Genomic DNA, 16,650 nt, shown 5'->3' with positions numbered 1-16,650 from the left:
CATTTTAAGGGAAAAATGGTAAAGAGTGATTTAGTCACTGATACTTATTATAAGGGGAGTTACTGTTGAGACCAAATATTAGCACTATAAACGCACTCATACGTATAACTGCTGGCTTAACAATTTTAGCTTATGGCACAGCAAAGCTCACACGCAGAAGATGTAGTAATTCTGTCATCATTTTGATAATAGTTGGTGCCATGAAAGTTGCTGAAGGAATTTTACGTTTTTGCCCAATGACTGCACTCGGCAAAAAATGTATGATTATGGCAGAAAAACACGACGAGGAAGATTCATTCGAAGACTGCATTCAACCTTCATAAAAGTAGTTTATCAAATCTATGGTTGATTGTATAGACAAAACAGAACATTAGTTCTTATTTTAGAAAAAAAATAGGTTATCTCAAAATTTGTAAAAATCCGCGAGGAAAGGTAACATTCCTAGCGGGTTTTTTGTTTTCTTGAATTGCTATTGTGTTTGTCCAAATTACTAGCAAAGTAAGCACTGGATTGATCAGATAAGAAAGTATTAGTAGTTATCGATATTGAATTTAGGATGTAGATTGTACAATAATCGGCTCCAACCAAACTTATGCACGAAACTCTCTACTTTTTGAACCAAGTTCACAACTTTACAAACAAAAGACACAACTTGTTCGCATTTCCGCAAAAAAAGTGACCACTTGGTGGGCAGTCAAAAAGAGTCGTCAAAACTGACGACCCTTTCTAATTAACTATTAACTTTAATTGCTTTATGCCCAATATCATGGCGATAAAATAAACCAGTTGATTGAATCGTGTCAATTTGTTTATACACATTTTCGCAAGCTTCATTTATCGAGCTGCCTTTATGTGCAATAATTAGTACTCTTCCACCATTTGTAACGAATTCATTATTTTCAAGCTTTGTACCTGCGTGGAAAACCATTGTCTCATCAGTTACATTTTTTAATCCATTGATGACAGCACCTTTTTCAGGAACTTCTGGATATCCATTTGCAGCAAGTACAACTCCAACAACAGCTTCTTTTGACCATTCTAATTGGATCTCTTCTTCGTTTAAAATTGCTAACATTACTTCAGCTAAATCACTCTCTAAACGAGGTAATACAACTTCAGTCTCTGGATCACCAAATCGTGCATTAAATTCGATTACTTTAGGTCCTTGGCTTGTTAACATTAAACCTGCATACAGGATACCAGTAAAGTGTCTTCCTTCAGAAATCATTGCTTCTGCAACTGGTAAAACTATTTCATTTAATGATTGCTCAACAATCGATTCAGGGATTTGAGGTACTGGTGAATAAGCCCCCATACCACCTGTGTTTGGACCTTTATCTCCGTCATAAGCACGTTTATGGTCCTGCGCGATTACCATAGGGTAAACCTTATTTCCATTTACGAAAGACATTAATGAGAACTCTTCGCCCTCTAAAAATTCTTCAATGACTACAGAAGCACTTGCATCACCATACTTTTCATCAAGTAGCATATCGTGAAGACTTACAATCGCTTCTTCAGTCGTCATTGCAACTACTACGCCTTTACCCGCTGCCAATCCATCAGCTTTTATAACGATTGGCGCACCAATCTTTTCAACATATGCTTTCGCTTCTTCATAGTTCGTAAACGTTTCATATGCCGCTGTTGGAATAGCGTATTTCTTCATTAAATCCTTTGTAAAGCTTTTACTTCCTTCAATAATTGCCGCTTCCTTAGTTGGACCAAATACTTTTAAGTTAGCAGCTCGAAATTCATTTACAATTCCGTTCATTAAAGGAACTTCCGGACCAACGATTGTTAAATCAATTTCTTCTTTTTTTGCAAATGCAATAAGTGCTTCATTGTCACTTTCATCAATATTGACAAGTGTTGCAACATCAATCATTCCATCGTTTCCTGGAGCAACAAATACATCCGTTACATTCTCCGATTGATTTACTTTCCAAGCAATTGTATGCTCACGGCCTCCGCGACCAATAACTAATACTTTCATCTTGTCATCTCCTTATTTCTTAATGTTTAAAGTGACGAACCCCTGTAAAGACCATTGCAATTCCATATTCATCAGCTTTTTTAATTGAATCTTCGTCCTTGATCGATCCACCTGGTTGAATAATTGCTGTAATTCCAGCTTTAGCCGCTGCTTCTACAGTATCATTCATTGGGAAAAATGCATCTGAAGCTAATGCAGCACCATTTGATTTTTCACCAGCTTGCTCAATTGCAATTTTAGCAGCCCCAACACGGTTCATTTGACCTGCGCCAACTCCAACTGTCATATGGTCTTTTGCTAAAACAATCGCATTTGATTTAACATGCTTTACAACTTTCCATCCTAATTTTAAATTCTCCCACTCTTCTTCAGTTGGTTGACGTTTTGTAGGGATTGTAATAGTTGCCTCATCTAAACCAAATGTATCCATATCTTGACGTAATAAACCACCATGTACTGTTGTTAATTTAGGTGCAAATGTTGGTTTAGTATCTAAGTCTACTGTTAATAAACGTAAATTCTTTTTGCTAGTTAGAATTTCAATCGCCTCTTCACTAAATGAAGGAGCAATAATAATTTCTAGGAATAGTTCATGCATTTTCCTAGCTGTAGCAGCATCAACTTCACGGTTTGTTGCGATAATTCCACCAAATATAGAAACTGGATCTGCAGTATAAGCACGATCATAAGCTTCTTCAACTGTAGTTCCTTCACCAACTCCGCAAGGGTTCATATGTTTAACAGCAACAACTGCAGGATTTGAAAACTCACGTACGATATTTAATGCTTCATTTGCATCGTTAATATTATTATAAGAAAGCTCTTTACCATGTAATTGTTCAGCATAAGCAATTGATGAAGCTGTTGGCATAGGTGAACGATAGAATGTAGCTTTTTGGTGAGGATTTTCACCATAGCGTAAAGATTGTTTTGATTCATAAGTAACTGTATAGCTTTCAGGATTTTCTTCCCCTACTTGCTCTGTTAAATAATTAGAAATTAATGAGTCATAAGCTGCAGTGTGACGGAAAACTTTAGCAGCTAATCTGCGATTCGTTTCAATAGAAACTGTATTATTATCAGCTAACTCAGCTAAAACTACTTCATAATCTGTCGGGTCTACTACTACAGATACAAACTCATGATTTTTAGCTGCTGAACGAAGCATTGTAGGACCACCGATATCGATATTTTCAATCGCATCTTCAAATGTAACATCAGGCTTCATGATTGTTTCTTTAAATGGGTATAAGTTTACACAAACTAAATCAATTGGTTGAATACCTAGTTCATTCATTTGACGCATATGTTCTTCGTTTGAACGAACACCAAGTAACCCACCATGAATTGAAGGATGTAATGTTTTTACACGACCATCCATAATTTCTGGAAAGTTAGTAACTTCTGAAATACCAATTACATTTAATCCAGCATCTTTTAATAAATTAAACGTTCCACCTGTTGAAATAACTTCAAAGTCATGTTTAATTAATCCACTTACAAATTCAATAATCCCTTGTTTATCTGAAACGCTAACTAAAGCTCGTTTTTTCATGATCTACATACCCCTATCTAATCGATTTCATGCTCTTTATCTTAATCTAGTTAACTAAATAATTTATTTAATGTTTTTACATATAAAACGTGCTCGACATTATGGACCTTCTGTTCAAGAGACTCTTTAGAGTCTCCCTTTTCAATAAGAATTTCCTCTTGCGCTATAATTGGCCCGGTATCCATACCTTCATCGACATAATGAACCGTTACACCAGTCGATTCGACACCAGCTAGGAGAGCTTGACCGATTGCGTCTTTTCCAGGAAATAATGGTAGAAATGAAGGATGAATATTTACGATTTTCCCAGGAAATGAGTCTAAAATTGTCGACCCAATCAGTCTCATATAGCCAGCTAACACGATAAATTCGACATTTAACTCTTTAAGATGGGCAATAATCTCACCTTCATATTGCTCCTTTGATTCATAATCTTTCGCTGTAAAGTTAAACGAAGGAATATTTGCTTGTTTTGCTCGTTCGATACAATATGCATTTTGACGATCGCAAACAAGTAATTTCACTTCAGCATTCAATTCCCCGCTTACAGTTGCATCAAGAATTGCTTGAAAATTACTGCCATTCCCTGAAGCAAATACGGCAATCTTCTTCATTACAGAGAACCTCCACCAAAGGTAACACCTTCACCTGATGTCGTTCTACCAATAATGAATACTTTTTCTCCGTCTTCTTCTAATAGATTAATAATCTCATGTAGGTTTTCTTCGCTAACAGCTAAAACCATACCGATACCCATATTGAAAATATTAAACATTTCTTCACGTTTCAATTCACCAATCTCTTCTAATAAATCAAAGATTGGTTGGATTGGCCATGAACCATAATCTATTTCAGCACCGATTCCTTCTGGTAACATTCTAGGGATATTTTCAATAAATCCGCCACCAGTAATATGAGCCATACCTTTTACTTCAGTCTTTTTAAGAACGTTTAAGATCGGTTTTACATAAATTTTTGTTGGGCGTAGCAATTCTTCGCCTAATGTATGACCTAATTGATCAATGTGTTGATCAAGTGCTAAGCCGCCTTTTTCTAATAAAACCTTACGTACTAGAGAATATCCATTACTATGAATACCATTTGATGAGATTCCTAATAAGATATCTCCTTCTTTAATGTTTAATCCTGTTACAAGCTTTGACTTATCAGCGATCCCTACTGCAAAACCAGCAATATCATATTCGTCTTCTGGATAGAAACCAGGCATTTCTGCTGTTTCTCCTCCAATTAAAGAGCAACCTGCTTGAATACAACCGTCTGATACACCTTTAACAATATGCTCAATTCGTTCAGGTACAGCTTTACCAACTGCTAAATAATCTAGGAAAAATAAAGGCTCCGCTCCTTGAACCACAATATCATTCACACACATCGCGACTGCATCAATGCCAATCGTATCGTGACGGTCCATTTGGAAAGCTAATTTTAATTTTGTTCCTACTCCATCTGTCCCTGATACAAGAACTGGTTCTTTATAGTTGAATTTAGAAAGATCAAACATTCCTCCAAATCCTCCTAATCCACCAAGAACTTCTTGACGCATTGTTTTTTGAACGTGTTTTTTCATTCTGTTCACTGCTTCATAGCCAGCTTCGATATCTACTCCAGCTTGTTTATATGCATTCGCCATGTGATGATTTCCCCTTCCGTTCCATATGAATAATTCAAATCAAAAGAGGCGGCGACTGTAATCACCCGCCTCTATTTTTGTATATTAATTCTGAGAATGTACTAATTCATTTTCATCATAGATTACTGTTGGATAACGCCCTGTAAAGCAAGCAGTACATTGTCCTCTATTTGGACCTTCATGATTTCTACCAATAGCATTTAGTAATCCTTCTAGACTAATAAATTCTAATGTATCTGCACCAATTTCTTGGCATATTTCTTCTATTGTATTAGTTGCAGCAATTAACTCTTCTCTAGTAGAAGTATCAATTCCGTAATAACAAGGGTTTTTCAATGGTGGTGCACCGATCCGAACGTGAACTTCAAGTGCTCCTGCATCACGCAACATTTGTACAATTCGTCGGCTTGTCGTACCACGAACAATTGAATCATCTACCATTACTACACGTTTTCCTTCAACAATTGAACGAACTGGAGAAAGTTTCATTTTGACTCCTTGTTCACGAAGCTCTTGAGAAGGTTGGATAAATGTACGAGCTACATAACGGTTTTTAATTAATCCAAGCTCATAAGGAATGCCAGACTCTTCAGCGTAACCAACCGCTGCTGAAATACTTGAATCAGGTACACCAATTACAACGTCTGCTTCTACTGGAGCTTCTTTTGCTAAAACGCGGCCCATGCTTTTACGTGCAGCATGAACATTGATATTATCAATATTGCTATCTGGACGAGAGAAGTAAATATACTCCATACTACAAATCGAATGATTAACTGATGAAGTAAACTGATCAGTCTCAATTCCATTATCAGAGATAATTAATAACTCTCCTGGATTAACGTCACGAATATATTTCGCTCCAACTACATCAAATGCACATGTCTCAGAAGCTACAACGTAAGCATCGCCTAGTTTAGCTAATGCTAATGGTCTAAAGCCGTTTGGATCTAGTGCAACATACATTGCATCCTGTGTTAAAACTAAGTAAGCAAATGCTCCCTTAATCATATTTAAAGATGCTTTAATGCTATCTTTTAATGGAGCCGAACCATTACGTTTAATTAAATGAGCAAGTACTTCAGTATCAGATGTTGTTTGGAAAATGCTTCCTTGCATTTCTAAATCTTTACGTAATCTTGAAGCATTTACTAAGTTACCATTATGAGCAAGAGCAATGCTTCCAGTATGCGATTGGAATAATAGAGGCTGAACATTTTCGTAGCCCCCTCCACCTGCAGTTGCATAACGAACATGACCAATAGCAGCTTTTCCGTGTAAATCGTTTAATTGACCTTTACTGAAAACTTCTGTGATTAATCCAAGTCCTTTTGCACCTTCAAGCTTATTCCCATCAGTTACAACAATTCCTGCACCTTCTTGACCTCTATGTTGCAAGCTATGAAGACCATAGTAGGAGATTTGGGCAGCATCAATATGCCCCCAAATTCCAAATATTCCACACTCTTCGTTTAATCCTTTTATTTCAGCAAGCATGGGATCGCCTCTTTCCAAGCTTGTTTCAGTTCCTCAACTGAAGCATGAAGAACTGTTTCATTCTTTTCATTACGAACTGTTACTGATGTTTCTTCTGTAACTGTACCGATTAACTTTGCATCCACTAATGCTTCGAATTGTTCTTTATGCTCAGGTTTAACTGAAAGTAAGAAACGTGATTGAGTTTCACTAAATAGTGATACAACTTCATTTCCTTCGATTGTAATCGTTGCACCAACTTCTGATTGACCAAATGTGCTTTCTGCAATCGCAACTGCTAAACCACCTTCAGATAAATCATGTGCTGAAGCAACTACACCAGCTTGAATTGCAGCAAGTATTTGCTCTTGACGACTAGATTCAATCGCTAAATCAATACTTGGTGCTTTACCAAAGATTTTGCCATTTAATAATTTTTGAAGCTCACTTCCACCAAACTCAGCTTCTGCCGCGCCGATTACATAAATTAAATCGCCAGCAGTTTTGAAGTTTTGAGTTGTGATATGCTCAACGTCTTCAATTAGACCTACCATACCAACTACAGGAGTTGGGTAAACAGCTTCACCATTTGTTTCGTTATATAATGATACGTTCCCACCGATTACAGGCGTACTTAGAACATTACATGCCTCACTCATACCGTCAGTTGCTTTTTCTAACTGCCAGAAAATCTCAGGTTTTTCAGGATTTCCGAAGTTTAAGCAATCTGTAATAGCAAGTGGTCTTGCACCAGAACAAATTACATTACGTGCAGCTTCAGCTACTGCAATTTTTCCGCCAACTTCTGGATCTAGATATAAGTAGCGTGCATTACAGTCAGTTGTCATCGCTAGAGCTTTCTTTGTATCGCGAATTCTAATAACTGCAGCATCCGAACCAGGAGCAACTACTGTGTTTGTACGAACCATATAATCATACTGACCGTAAACCCACTCTTTACTTGCAATTGTAGGTTGAGATAGTAATTGTTTTAACGTTTCTTTTGAGTCATTAATTTCAGGAATATAGTTTTCCATCGCTTGGAACTCGCCATAGTATGCAGGTTCAGTAGATGGTTTATGATATACCGGCGCTTCTTCAGCAAGAGCATCTACAGGTAAATTAGCTACAACTTCTCCTTTATGAAGTAAGCGAAGCATCTTATCATCTGTAACAACTCCTACAGATACAGCATGTAAATCATACTTTTCAAATAAGTCTACAATCTCTTGCTCTCTACCTTTTTCTACTACTAATAACATACGTTCTTGAGATTCTGATAACATCATTTCGTATGCTGTCATACCAGCTTCACGTTGTGGAACTAAGTCAAGATTCATCTCAATTCCCATTCCTGCTTTTGAAGCCATCTCAGCAGATGAAGATGTTAATCCAGCTGCACCCATATCTTGAATTCCAACAAGAGCGTCATTTTGAACAACTTCTAAACATGCTTCAAGTAATAACTTCTCCATAAATGGATCGCCAACTTGAACAGCTGGACGTTTCTCATCTGAAGCATCAGATAATTCTTCAGAAGCAAATGTTGCACCATGAATGCCATCGCGACCAGTTGAAGCACCTACGTACATAACTGTGTTTCCAGCACCGTGTGCTTGACCTTTTTTAATGTCTTTATGGTTGATTAATCCAACGCACATAGCATTTACTAAAGGATTGCCTTCATAACATGGATCGAAGTTTATTTCGCCACCTACTGTTGGAATACCAATACAGTTTCCATATCCAGCAATACCTGCAACAACTTCTTCAAATAAATATTTAACTCTAGGCGTTTCTAATTCACCGAATCGTAAAGAGTTTAGAAGAGCTACAGGGCGTGCTCCCATTGAAAATACATCACGAATGATTCCACCTACACCAGTTGCAGCACCTTGGTATGGTTCAATTGCAGAAGGGTGATTATGGCTCTCGATTTTAAAAACTACAGCTTGCTCATCGCCAATATCAACAATCCCCGCTCCTTCACCTGGTCCTTGTAAAACGTGCTCACCACTGATTGGGAATTTACGTAATAAAGGTTTTGAGTTTTTATAACTACAATGCTCTGACCACATTACTGAGAATAATCCAAGCTCTGTATAGTTCGGATTGCGACCAATAATTGATTTAACTAATTGAAACTCTTCATCAGTTAAGCCCATAGTAGTATAAATTCTATCATTTTCAATTTGAATTGGATTTGGCTCAAGAAGTAACGACATGATTTTCCCTCCAGTTTCTTACAATCGAACGAAATAGTTGAAGTCCGTCTGCTGATCCTAATAATGCATCAACTGCACGCTCAGGGTGTGGCATCATTCCTAATACATTTCCTTTTTCATTCACGATTCCAGCAATATCATCTAAGCTACCGTTCGGATTATTTTGATAACGGAAAATAATCTGATTATTAGCTTTAAGAGATTCATAAGTTTCTTGATCACAATAGTAATTTCCTTCACCATGTGCAATTGGCACTGTAATTACTTGACCTTTTTCATATCCAGTTGTAAACATTGATTCATTGTTTTCAACAACTAATTCAACTTGTTTACACATAAACTTTAATTTCTCATTACGTCTAAGAGTACCTGGTAGTAGTCCTGCTTCAGTTAGAATTTGGAATCCATTACATACGCCAAATACTGGTTTACCTTCAGCAGCAGCTTTCTTTACAGCATCCATCACGTTTGCAAATCCTGCAATTGCACCAGAGCGTAAGTAATCACCATATGAGAAACCACCTGGTAATAAAATACCATCAAATTCATCTAAATTCGTTGAATCATGCCATACGTATTCTACTTCTTCGCCTAACTCATCTTTGATTGCATGATACATATCAACATCACAATTTGAGCCCGGGAACACAATTACTGCAAACTTCACTGTGCGACTACCTCCTCTACCTCATAACGGTAATCTTCAATTACGATGTTTGCTAATAATTTTTCACACATTTCTTTAACAGTTGTATCTAAATCTGCAACATTTTTATCAATTAATAATTCCATATATTTACCGATACGAACATCTTCAACTTCGCTAAAATTCATGCTATGAAGTGCGTTTTTTACTGCAATTCCTTGTGGATCTAAAACACTTTCTCTTAATGTAACGAATACTCTTACTTTGAACATGATAATCCCCCTAAGCGTTTTAAAATTTCTTCGTATCCATCTGTTAAGTTACCTAAATCTCTACGGAATACATCTTTATCAAATTTTGCGTTTGTATCTTTATCCCATAATCGGCAAGTATCTGGTGAAATTTCATCTGCTAACAAAATTGTTCCATCATTTAATTTGCCAAATTCTAATTTAAAATCGACTAATCGAACATTGCATTCATTAAATAGTTCTACTAGTACATCGTTAACACGGAAAGCAATATCTCTAATTGTTTCAAGATCTTCAGTTGTTGCTAGTTTAAGTGCAGCAATATGATCTTCATTAATAATCGGATCACCTAAATCGTCACGTTTGTAGTAAAATTCGATGATTGGCTTTTCTAATTTAACACCTTCATCTAATCCCATACGCTTCGATAAGCTACCAGCAACAATATTTCTAACAACTACTTCAATTGGTACAATTGTTACTCGTTTTACAAGTTGTTCAAGTTCTGATGTTTTTTCAACGAAATGAGATGCAATCCCTGCTTCCAATAACTTTGAAAATAGTAAACTAGTAATCGCATTATTCAAACGGCCTTTACCGGCAATTTCTGCTTTCTTTTCACCGTTAAATGCAGTTGCTGAATTTTTGTACTCAACTCTTACAATTTCAGGATTCTCAGTAGAGAAAATCCTTTTTGCTTTTCCCTCATACAACATTACTTGCTCCACCATGCTAACAATGCCTCCCATATCCTCATTTAAACACCCAATAGAATTTTTGCTTTATCTTTTATTTGAATTGTTTGGCTAAGAATCTTTTTCTCTAAACTTAGCCAAACAATTTTTTTATTAATTTAATCCTAAGCGTTCAAAAATTGTATCAACTTGACTTAAGTGGTAATTATAGTCGAAGCAATCATCAATCTCTTCTTGAGATAATAATGAAGTAATTTTCCCTTCAGATTCTACAAGCTCTTTAAACTGTACTTGAGTTTCCCATGCTTCCATCGTTTTTGGTTGAACTGTATCATATGCCTCTTCACGTGACATACCTTTTTCAATTAAAGCTAGTAGTACACGTTGAGAATAAATTAATCCGTAAGTACGATCCATATTACGTTTCATATTCTCAGGGAATACTGTAAGGTTTTTAACGATATTTCCAAAACGATTTAACATGTAATTTAAAAGTATTGTTGCATCTGGTAAGATGATTCTTTCTGCAGATGAATGTGAGATATCTCTTTCATGCCAAAGTGATACATTTTCATAAGCTGTAACCATATGACCTCTAATTACACGAGCTAAACCTGTCATATTTTCAGATCCAATTGGATTACGTTTATGTGGCATTGCAGAAGAACCTTTTTGACCTTTTGCAAAGAATTCTTCAACTTCACGCGTTTCACTTTTTTGTAATCCACGAACTTCAGTTGCAAACTTTTCAATTGATGTTGCAATTAAAGATAATGTTGCCATGTAATGTGCGTGACGATCACGTTGTAATGTTTGAGTTGAAATTGGTGCCGCTTGAATTCCTAATTTTTCACAAACATATTCTTCAACAAAAGGAGGAGTATTTGCAAATGTTCCAACAGCGCCTGAGATTTTACCAACTCGAACTGTTTCGATTGCGTTCTTAAAGCGCTCTAAGTTGCGTTTCATTTCTTCAGTCCATAATGCAAGCTTTAATCCAAAAGTAGTTGGTTCTGCATGTACACCGTGAGTACGGCCCATCATAACTGTGTATTTATGTTCTTTTGCTTTTGTTTCAAGGATTCCAATAAAATTCTCTAAATCATTTAATAGGATAGCATTTGCTTGGCGTAGTAAGTAAGAAAGTGCTGTATCTACTACGTCAGTCGATGTTAAACCATAATGTACCCATTTACGTTCGTCGCCTAATGTTTCAGAAACTGCACGAGTAAATGCAACTACGTCGTGGCGTGTTTCTTGTTCAATTTCATAAATTCTGTTTATATCGAAAGAAGCTTTTTCACGTAACACTTTTACGTCTTCTTTAGGAATATCTCCTAATTCAGCCCATGCTTCACATGCTAAGATTTCAACTTCTAACCAAGCTTTAAATTTGTTTTCTTCTGTCCAAATTGTTGCCATTTCTGGGCGTGAATAACGTTCAATCATATTTTTACCTCCATCGGGCTTTGTTGCCAAATCCCTAACTCATTTACTTTTTGCATCGCTGCTTCTGTTGATGCTGCCATTATATTAATATGTCCCATTTTACGGCCTTTTTTGCTTTCTTCTTTACCATAAAGATGGACATTTAATGTACTATCATTTTGCATTACATTCAAGACTTCTTCAACATGTTCACCTAATATATTTACCATTACGACTGGTTTCAGTAATTCTGTATTGCCCAATGGTAAATTACAAACTGCTCGAATATGCTGCTTAAACTGTGAAGTTTCTACTGCTTCCATCGTATAATGTCCTGTATTATGTGGACGTGGAGCTAATTCATTAATGTAAACCTGCTCATCTTTCGTTACAAATAGCTCAATTGCTAAAACACCTACAAGATGAAATGAACTCGCAATCTTTTCAGCATAGTTTTCAGCTGTTTTGATTACTAATTTTGAAGTATTTGCTGGTACAGATGAAGTATGGAGAATTTGATTAATGTGTACATTCTCTGCTATTGGGAACGTACTTACCTCTCCATTACTATTTCTTGCGACAATAATTGACAATTCTTTTTCAAAAGGAACCCAACCTTCAAGAATACATTGTTGTTTTTTAACAAGTTCTAACCCATCAACAAAGTCTTCTTCAGATCTTAAAACAACCTGCCCTTTTCCATCATAACCGCCAGTTGTTGTTTTCAAAACTGCTGGTAATCCGATTGCATTGACTGCTTCAGTAAATTGCTCCTCGTTTTCTACTAGACGAAATGGTGCAACCTTTATGCCTAAATTTTGAATCGCCGTTTTTTCTGTTAATCGATTTCTTGTAAGCTTTAATAACTCACTACCTTGAGGTAAATATGAGTGTTCATCTAAATACTCAAGTGCTTTTACATCAATATTTTCAAATTCATATGTTATAACATCACTTACATTCGCAAGCTGTTTTATTGCTTCTATATTAGAATACTCAGCTGTAATCTCTATATCAGATACTTGCCCACAAGGCGAGTTTGGAGTCGGGTCTAAAACTGCAATTTTATAACCCATTTCTTTTGCTGAAAGCGCCATCATTCTTCCAAGTTGGCCTCCACCAATAATGCCGATTGTTTGCCCTGGTAAGATAACTTTGCTATTCATAATGATTCACTACTTTCTAAAACTTGTTTTGTAGTGTTTTCGCGACGCGTTTCTAACGCTTTATAAACTTCTTGATCTTGGATGCTTAATATTTGTGCTGCAAGTAAGCCTGCATTTGTTGCTCCAGCTTTACCAATTGCTACAGTGGCAACAGGTACTCCACCTGGCATTTGTACAATTGATAATAATGAATCTAATCCATTTAAAGCTTTTGATTGTACTGGTACACCAATTACTGGAAGTGTTGTCTTTGCTGCTACCATTCCTGGTAAGTGAGCAGCTCCACCAGCTCCTGCTATGATTACCTTAATACCACGTTCTCTAGCTGATTCTGCATACTCAAACATTAAATCTGGTGTACGATGTGCTGAAACAACTCGTTTCTCATAGCTAACATTTAACTCTTCTAACACATCACAAGCATGTTGCATTGTTTCCCAATCACTTGTACTCCCCATAATGACACCAATTACCGGTTTCATCTGCTTTTCCCCCAAGTTTATTCGCTATTTTTATTTTTTATATAAATTTCTAACAAAAAACGCCTAAATAGAATTATCCCCTCTATGGTGAGAAAGATAATCTACTTAGGCGTATACTAGTCTAACGTACACGTGTGATTAACTTCCCCTCATAGTCCAGTAATTTAAGGTTACTAGGTAGAAACTTTTGGGCCATATTCCCAAACTTATATGAGGTTTGCTAAATTTCCTATCTCTATAGTATCAATTTATAACTCTTTTTTCAATAAAATATGAATGTTTTTATTAAAAAATATTTTAATGTTCGTGTTTTACACTGTTTTTTCTATTCTATGAAGACTATTTGGATTAAATTACAAATGTCTGTATATTTCTTATTTGTACTACTAAATCGGATGAATTGATAAAAATAGCGCGCTTCAACTGCTTTATTTCACTAAAGAATTAATGCTATCTATCCCTATAATAGAATGGAAAAATCACTATTTCAATTATTGACTTTTCGTGAAGAACCAATTATTTTGTCGAAAAAGCCGATCTTTTGTTAAAACTTCAGAGATTTTATATGAAATACCGCATTTTAGCTAGCCGTGTAGTGCGGAATTAATGAATCACAAAAAGGCGTACCAAAATGGCCACACCTTTATTAGTATTATTTTATTTATTAATGATACTTTCAATTTCTTCTAGTATTTCAGATTGAATCTTATCAACTATAGAAAAATCCATAGCCCCTATATAAATCGCCTCTAATTCATCTCTTAGCACTTTAACTTCCGCCAAATAAGAAATGGCTTCCTTCATTTTGTCTTTATATGACTTTGTCGTTCTTTCAATTTCTTGAGCGTATTTCTCATCTGTTCCTGGTGTAATACATCTTTCATACATATCAATAATTTCATCTGATTCACGATCTGGAAAATATTCATGTGGTGCTGTACTATCAAAAATCGCAATGCCTTTTTCCGGGATTATTACCATATCAAGACTATTTGGATCAAAACCACAATGATAAATCTCTACATCAAAGCCTCTTTCTTCACCTGCAGCTGCTATTTTTTTTAACATCGTCGATTTTCCTGAACCAGCTCTTCCTTTAATAAAATAACGTTTTTCAATTTCTTCCGTTAAATTTTGAACATAATCAACTGCACCACTTGGTGTTGCTGCACCTAAAAACCTATGTTTTACTTTTGAATCTTTTTCAGTGTTGTTGTCATTACCATAGAAAAGCGCAATTAGTTCATCAGTTAGTTTATTCGCTTCTTTAAAGTCCATATTTGCAATATATACATCTTCAATCCCATCATGCGCCTTTAAAGACGCAGCAAACGTATCATACGCCGTTTTAAACTTTTTAGAAATCTCACTATTTAATGAAAGTATCGCTTCCTTGTGTAAAGATAATTTCTTAGAATCCCAAGCGACACCTAAGTTCACATATTCCTCAATAACCCCTGGAGCTTTAGGCTCAATTACATGGGGTGCTGTTCCATCCACTATACCTACTTGAAATTTCGGGATAATTAAACCATCAATTGAATTTGTATCTGAAGAACAATGTAAATATTCAATATCGATCCCCTTATTTACAATCTTTTCACCAATGGTTTTCATTAATGTTGATTTCCCAGTTCCAGGACCACCTTTTAAAATAAACAGTCTATCTAAATCCTCTAAAGCTGAGTCATAGAGATTATAAAACCCTTTTGCAGTATTACCCCCTGCATAATAATTGAGTATTTTTCCTCTCATCTTATTCCCTCCATTCAATCTAAATTATGTAGATTTACTCATAAGGGTGTTTGCCCAGAATTAATATTATTGTTTACTTATTGAATTTTTAGCAGATAAAATAGAAACTTTCCTTGTAAATGGAAAAAAAGCATGCTTAAAATGGTTCTAAACTTTTTGTTTTGGAAGGTACAACATAATTTGATGGTTGAGGAACAAATGGAGTTATTTGTTCGAGGTATGGAGAAAATTCATCGTTAGCAAGATTTTCATCGTAAGAAATTGACCAGACGATGATTAATTCTACTAGAGGGTGATAACAGTTTCATAATTCCCAACTTGTCTCTTTGTTTACTGCATATCTCCCTTTCTGACCCTATCAATATATGCTCGTCGGTTGTACGCCAAGTCGTTCTCTCGCAATTTCAAATGGAAAATAGACTGAGGTATGCACGTATGTTTGTTTTTCTCTTCATTTTATTGTCTGTCAACCTTATGTAATATCATCCATTTGATGTAAAACTAGCCGTTAGTTACATAATTTCTTCCACTCGTTAGATAGAAGTCCATAAATAACATGGTCTACATAATGATCATACAACCACTCTGCTTGTCTAATTTCCCCTTCTACAACGAATCCAAATCGTTCAGGAAGTGCTCTACTTTTTTTATTTCCAACAGCGACACTAACTTCTATTTTATTTAGAGCAAGATCTTTAAATCCATAGTCAATTAATGATTTAAATGCCTTTGACATAATACCTTTACCTTGGAAGTTTTCACCTAACCAATAACCAATTGTACCAATTTTATTAGTCTTATTTATGTCATTAAAACCGATTGTGCCAGCTATATGATCTTTATAAATAATAGCGAATGACCTTGGATAACCACCATTTTCAGCAAATGCTTTAAGTCTTGCTGTAATGTTTTGAGCAGTATCTTCTATACACTCAACATAGTCTAACCAACCAAGCCATTCTTTTAAATAAGGCTTTGAATTAATTGTTAAATTGAAAAATTCTTCTGCATCATCAATATTCAACATTCTTAACGAAATTTCTTGATCTATTTTATGTATTAACATTTCTTTTCCCTCGCTTATTGAAAGTTCATTATATATTTTATCAAATATAAACAATCCCTAAAAAAACATTATCACACTAAACTTTTGTCTTATTGCATAAGGAGTATATTGTAAAAGAACCTAAATAAAAAAAAGCACCAGCTAAATAGCTGATGCTTTGGTTACCAGGCGACGTTCTACTCTCACAGGGGGAAACCCCCAACTACCATCGACGCAAAAGAGCTTAACTGCCGTGTTCGGTATGGGAACGGGTGTGAC

Annotated in this window: 15 protein-coding genes, 1 rRNA gene and 1 riboswitch; of the genes, 1 reads left to right on the top strand and 15 read right to left on the bottom strand. The window is 35.7% G+C overall.

What is annotated here, in order from left to right:
• Window positions 1–65 precede the first annotated feature (65 nt).
• The gene (locus ACFCYN_RS18045) at window positions 66–323 is read left to right on the top strand and encodes a YgaP family membrane protein (RefSeq protein ID WP_216853967.1); all 258 of its coding nucleotides are present in this window, start codon (window positions 66–68) and stop codon (window positions 321–323) included.
• Window positions 324–730: 407 nt separating this feature from the next.
• On the opposite strand, the gene purD is transcribed toward ACFCYN_RS18045, so the two are convergent.
• The 15 genes from purD to rrf form a co-directional block, all read right to left on the bottom strand.
• Window positions 731–1,996 carry a phosphoribosylamine--glycine ligase gene (gene purD / locus ACFCYN_RS18040; RefSeq protein WP_375950798.1) on the bottom strand — a complete coding sequence of 422 codons (1,266 nt, stop codon included), beginning with the start codon at window positions 1,994–1,996 and terminating at the stop codon, window positions 731–733.
• Window positions 1,997–2,015: 19 nt separating this feature from the next.
• On the bottom strand, window positions 2,016–3,551 hold the full coding sequence (gene purH / locus ACFCYN_RS18035; RefSeq protein WP_375950796.1) for a bifunctional phosphoribosylaminoimidazolecarboxamide formyltransferase/IMP cyclohydrolase: 1,536 nt from the start codon (window positions 3,549–3,551) through the stop codon (window positions 2,016–2,018).
• Between the two features lie 50 nt (window positions 3,552–3,601).
• The gene (gene purN, locus ACFCYN_RS18030; protein ID WP_172446783.1) at window positions 3,602–4,165 is read right to left on the bottom strand and encodes a phosphoribosylglycinamide formyltransferase; all 564 of its coding nucleotides are present in this window, start codon (window positions 4,163–4,165) and stop codon (window positions 3,602–3,604) included.
• Window positions 4,165–5,202, bottom strand: a complete 1,038-nt coding sequence (gene purM, locus ACFCYN_RS18025; protein ID WP_375950794.1) for a phosphoribosylformylglycinamidine cyclo-ligase — start codon at window positions 5,200–5,202, stop codon at window positions 4,165–4,167. Before purM ends, purN begins: the two co-directional genes overlap by 1 nt.
• Before the next feature lie 84 nt (window positions 5,203–5,286).
• Window positions 5,287–6,699 carry an amidophosphoribosyltransferase gene (gene purF, locus ACFCYN_RS18020; protein ID WP_172446781.1) on the bottom strand — a complete coding sequence of 471 codons (1,413 nt, stop codon included), beginning with the start codon at window positions 6,697–6,699 and terminating at the stop codon, window positions 5,287–5,289.
• Complete coding sequence (gene purL, locus ACFCYN_RS18015) at window positions 6,684–8,903, bottom strand: phosphoribosylformylglycinamidine synthase subunit PurL (RefSeq protein WP_172446780.1); 2,220 nt, start codon at window positions 8,901–8,903, stop codon at window positions 6,684–6,686. Before purL ends, purF begins: the two co-directional genes overlap by 16 nt.
• Window positions 8,887–9,570 carry a phosphoribosylformylglycinamidine synthase subunit PurQ gene (purQ, locus tag ACFCYN_RS18010; protein WP_375950791.1) on the bottom strand — a complete coding sequence of 228 codons (684 nt, stop codon included), beginning with the start codon at window positions 9,568–9,570 and terminating at the stop codon, window positions 8,887–8,889. The genes purL and purQ overlap by 17 nt, the downstream gene beginning before the upstream one ends.
• Window positions 9,567–9,821, bottom strand: a complete 255-nt coding sequence (purS, locus tag ACFCYN_RS18005; protein ID WP_098118149.1) for a phosphoribosylformylglycinamidine synthase subunit PurS — start codon at window positions 9,819–9,821, stop codon at window positions 9,567–9,569. The genes purQ and purS overlap by 4 nt, the downstream gene beginning before the upstream one ends.
• A complete protein-coding gene (gene purC / locus ACFCYN_RS18000) occupies window positions 9,809–10,531 on the bottom strand; it encodes a phosphoribosylaminoimidazolesuccinocarboxamide synthase (RefSeq protein ID WP_375950789.1) in 723 nt (240 codons plus the stop codon). The genes purS and purC overlap by 13 nt, the downstream gene beginning before the upstream one ends.
• 117 nt (window positions 10,532–10,648) lie before the next feature.
• A complete protein-coding gene (purB, locus tag ACFCYN_RS17995; protein WP_172446777.1) occupies window positions 10,649–11,944 on the bottom strand; it encodes an adenylosuccinate lyase in 1,296 nt (431 codons plus the stop codon).
• Window positions 11,941–13,089, bottom strand: coding sequence for a 5-(carboxyamino)imidazole ribonucleotide synthase (purK, locus tag ACFCYN_RS17990; protein WP_375950787.1), 1,149 nt, complete (start codon window positions 13,087–13,089; stop codon window positions 11,941–11,943). Before purK ends, purB begins: the two co-directional genes overlap by 4 nt.
• On the bottom strand, window positions 13,086–13,571 hold the full coding sequence (purE, locus tag ACFCYN_RS17985) for a 5-(carboxyamino)imidazole ribonucleotide mutase (RefSeq protein ID WP_172446775.1): 486 nt from the start codon (window positions 13,569–13,571) through the stop codon (window positions 13,086–13,088). The genes purK and purE overlap by 4 nt, the downstream gene beginning before the upstream one ends.
• A gap of 132 nt (window positions 13,572–13,703) precedes the next feature.
• A riboswitch (purine riboswitch) is annotated at window positions 13,704–13,805 on the bottom strand.
• A 423-nt stretch (window positions 13,806–14,228) separates the two neighbouring features.
• Window positions 14,229–15,326: a PRK06851 family protein gene (locus tag ACFCYN_RS17980; RefSeq protein ID WP_375950785.1), complete on the bottom strand. Its 1,098-nt coding sequence runs from the start codon at window positions 15,324–15,326 to the stop codon at window positions 14,229–14,231.
• A gap of 508 nt (window positions 15,327–15,834) precedes the next feature.
• Window positions 15,835–16,392, bottom strand: a complete 558-nt coding sequence (locus ACFCYN_RS17975; RefSeq protein ID WP_172446773.1) for a GNAT family N-acetyltransferase — start codon at window positions 16,390–16,392, stop codon at window positions 15,835–15,837.
• Window positions 16,393–16,555: 163 nt separating this feature from the next.
• Window positions 16,556–16,650 (bottom strand): 5S ribosomal RNA (gene rrf, locus ACFCYN_RS17970); the annotation flags it as partial.

Origin of the sequence: Gottfriedia sp. NPDC056225, from assembly GCF_042267765.1 — a bacterium.
In the GTDB taxonomy this organism is placed as follows: domain Bacteria; phylum Bacillota; class Bacilli; order Bacillales; family Bacillaceae_G; genus Gottfriedia.
This window is presented reverse-complemented; position numbering and strand designations above follow the sequence as displayed.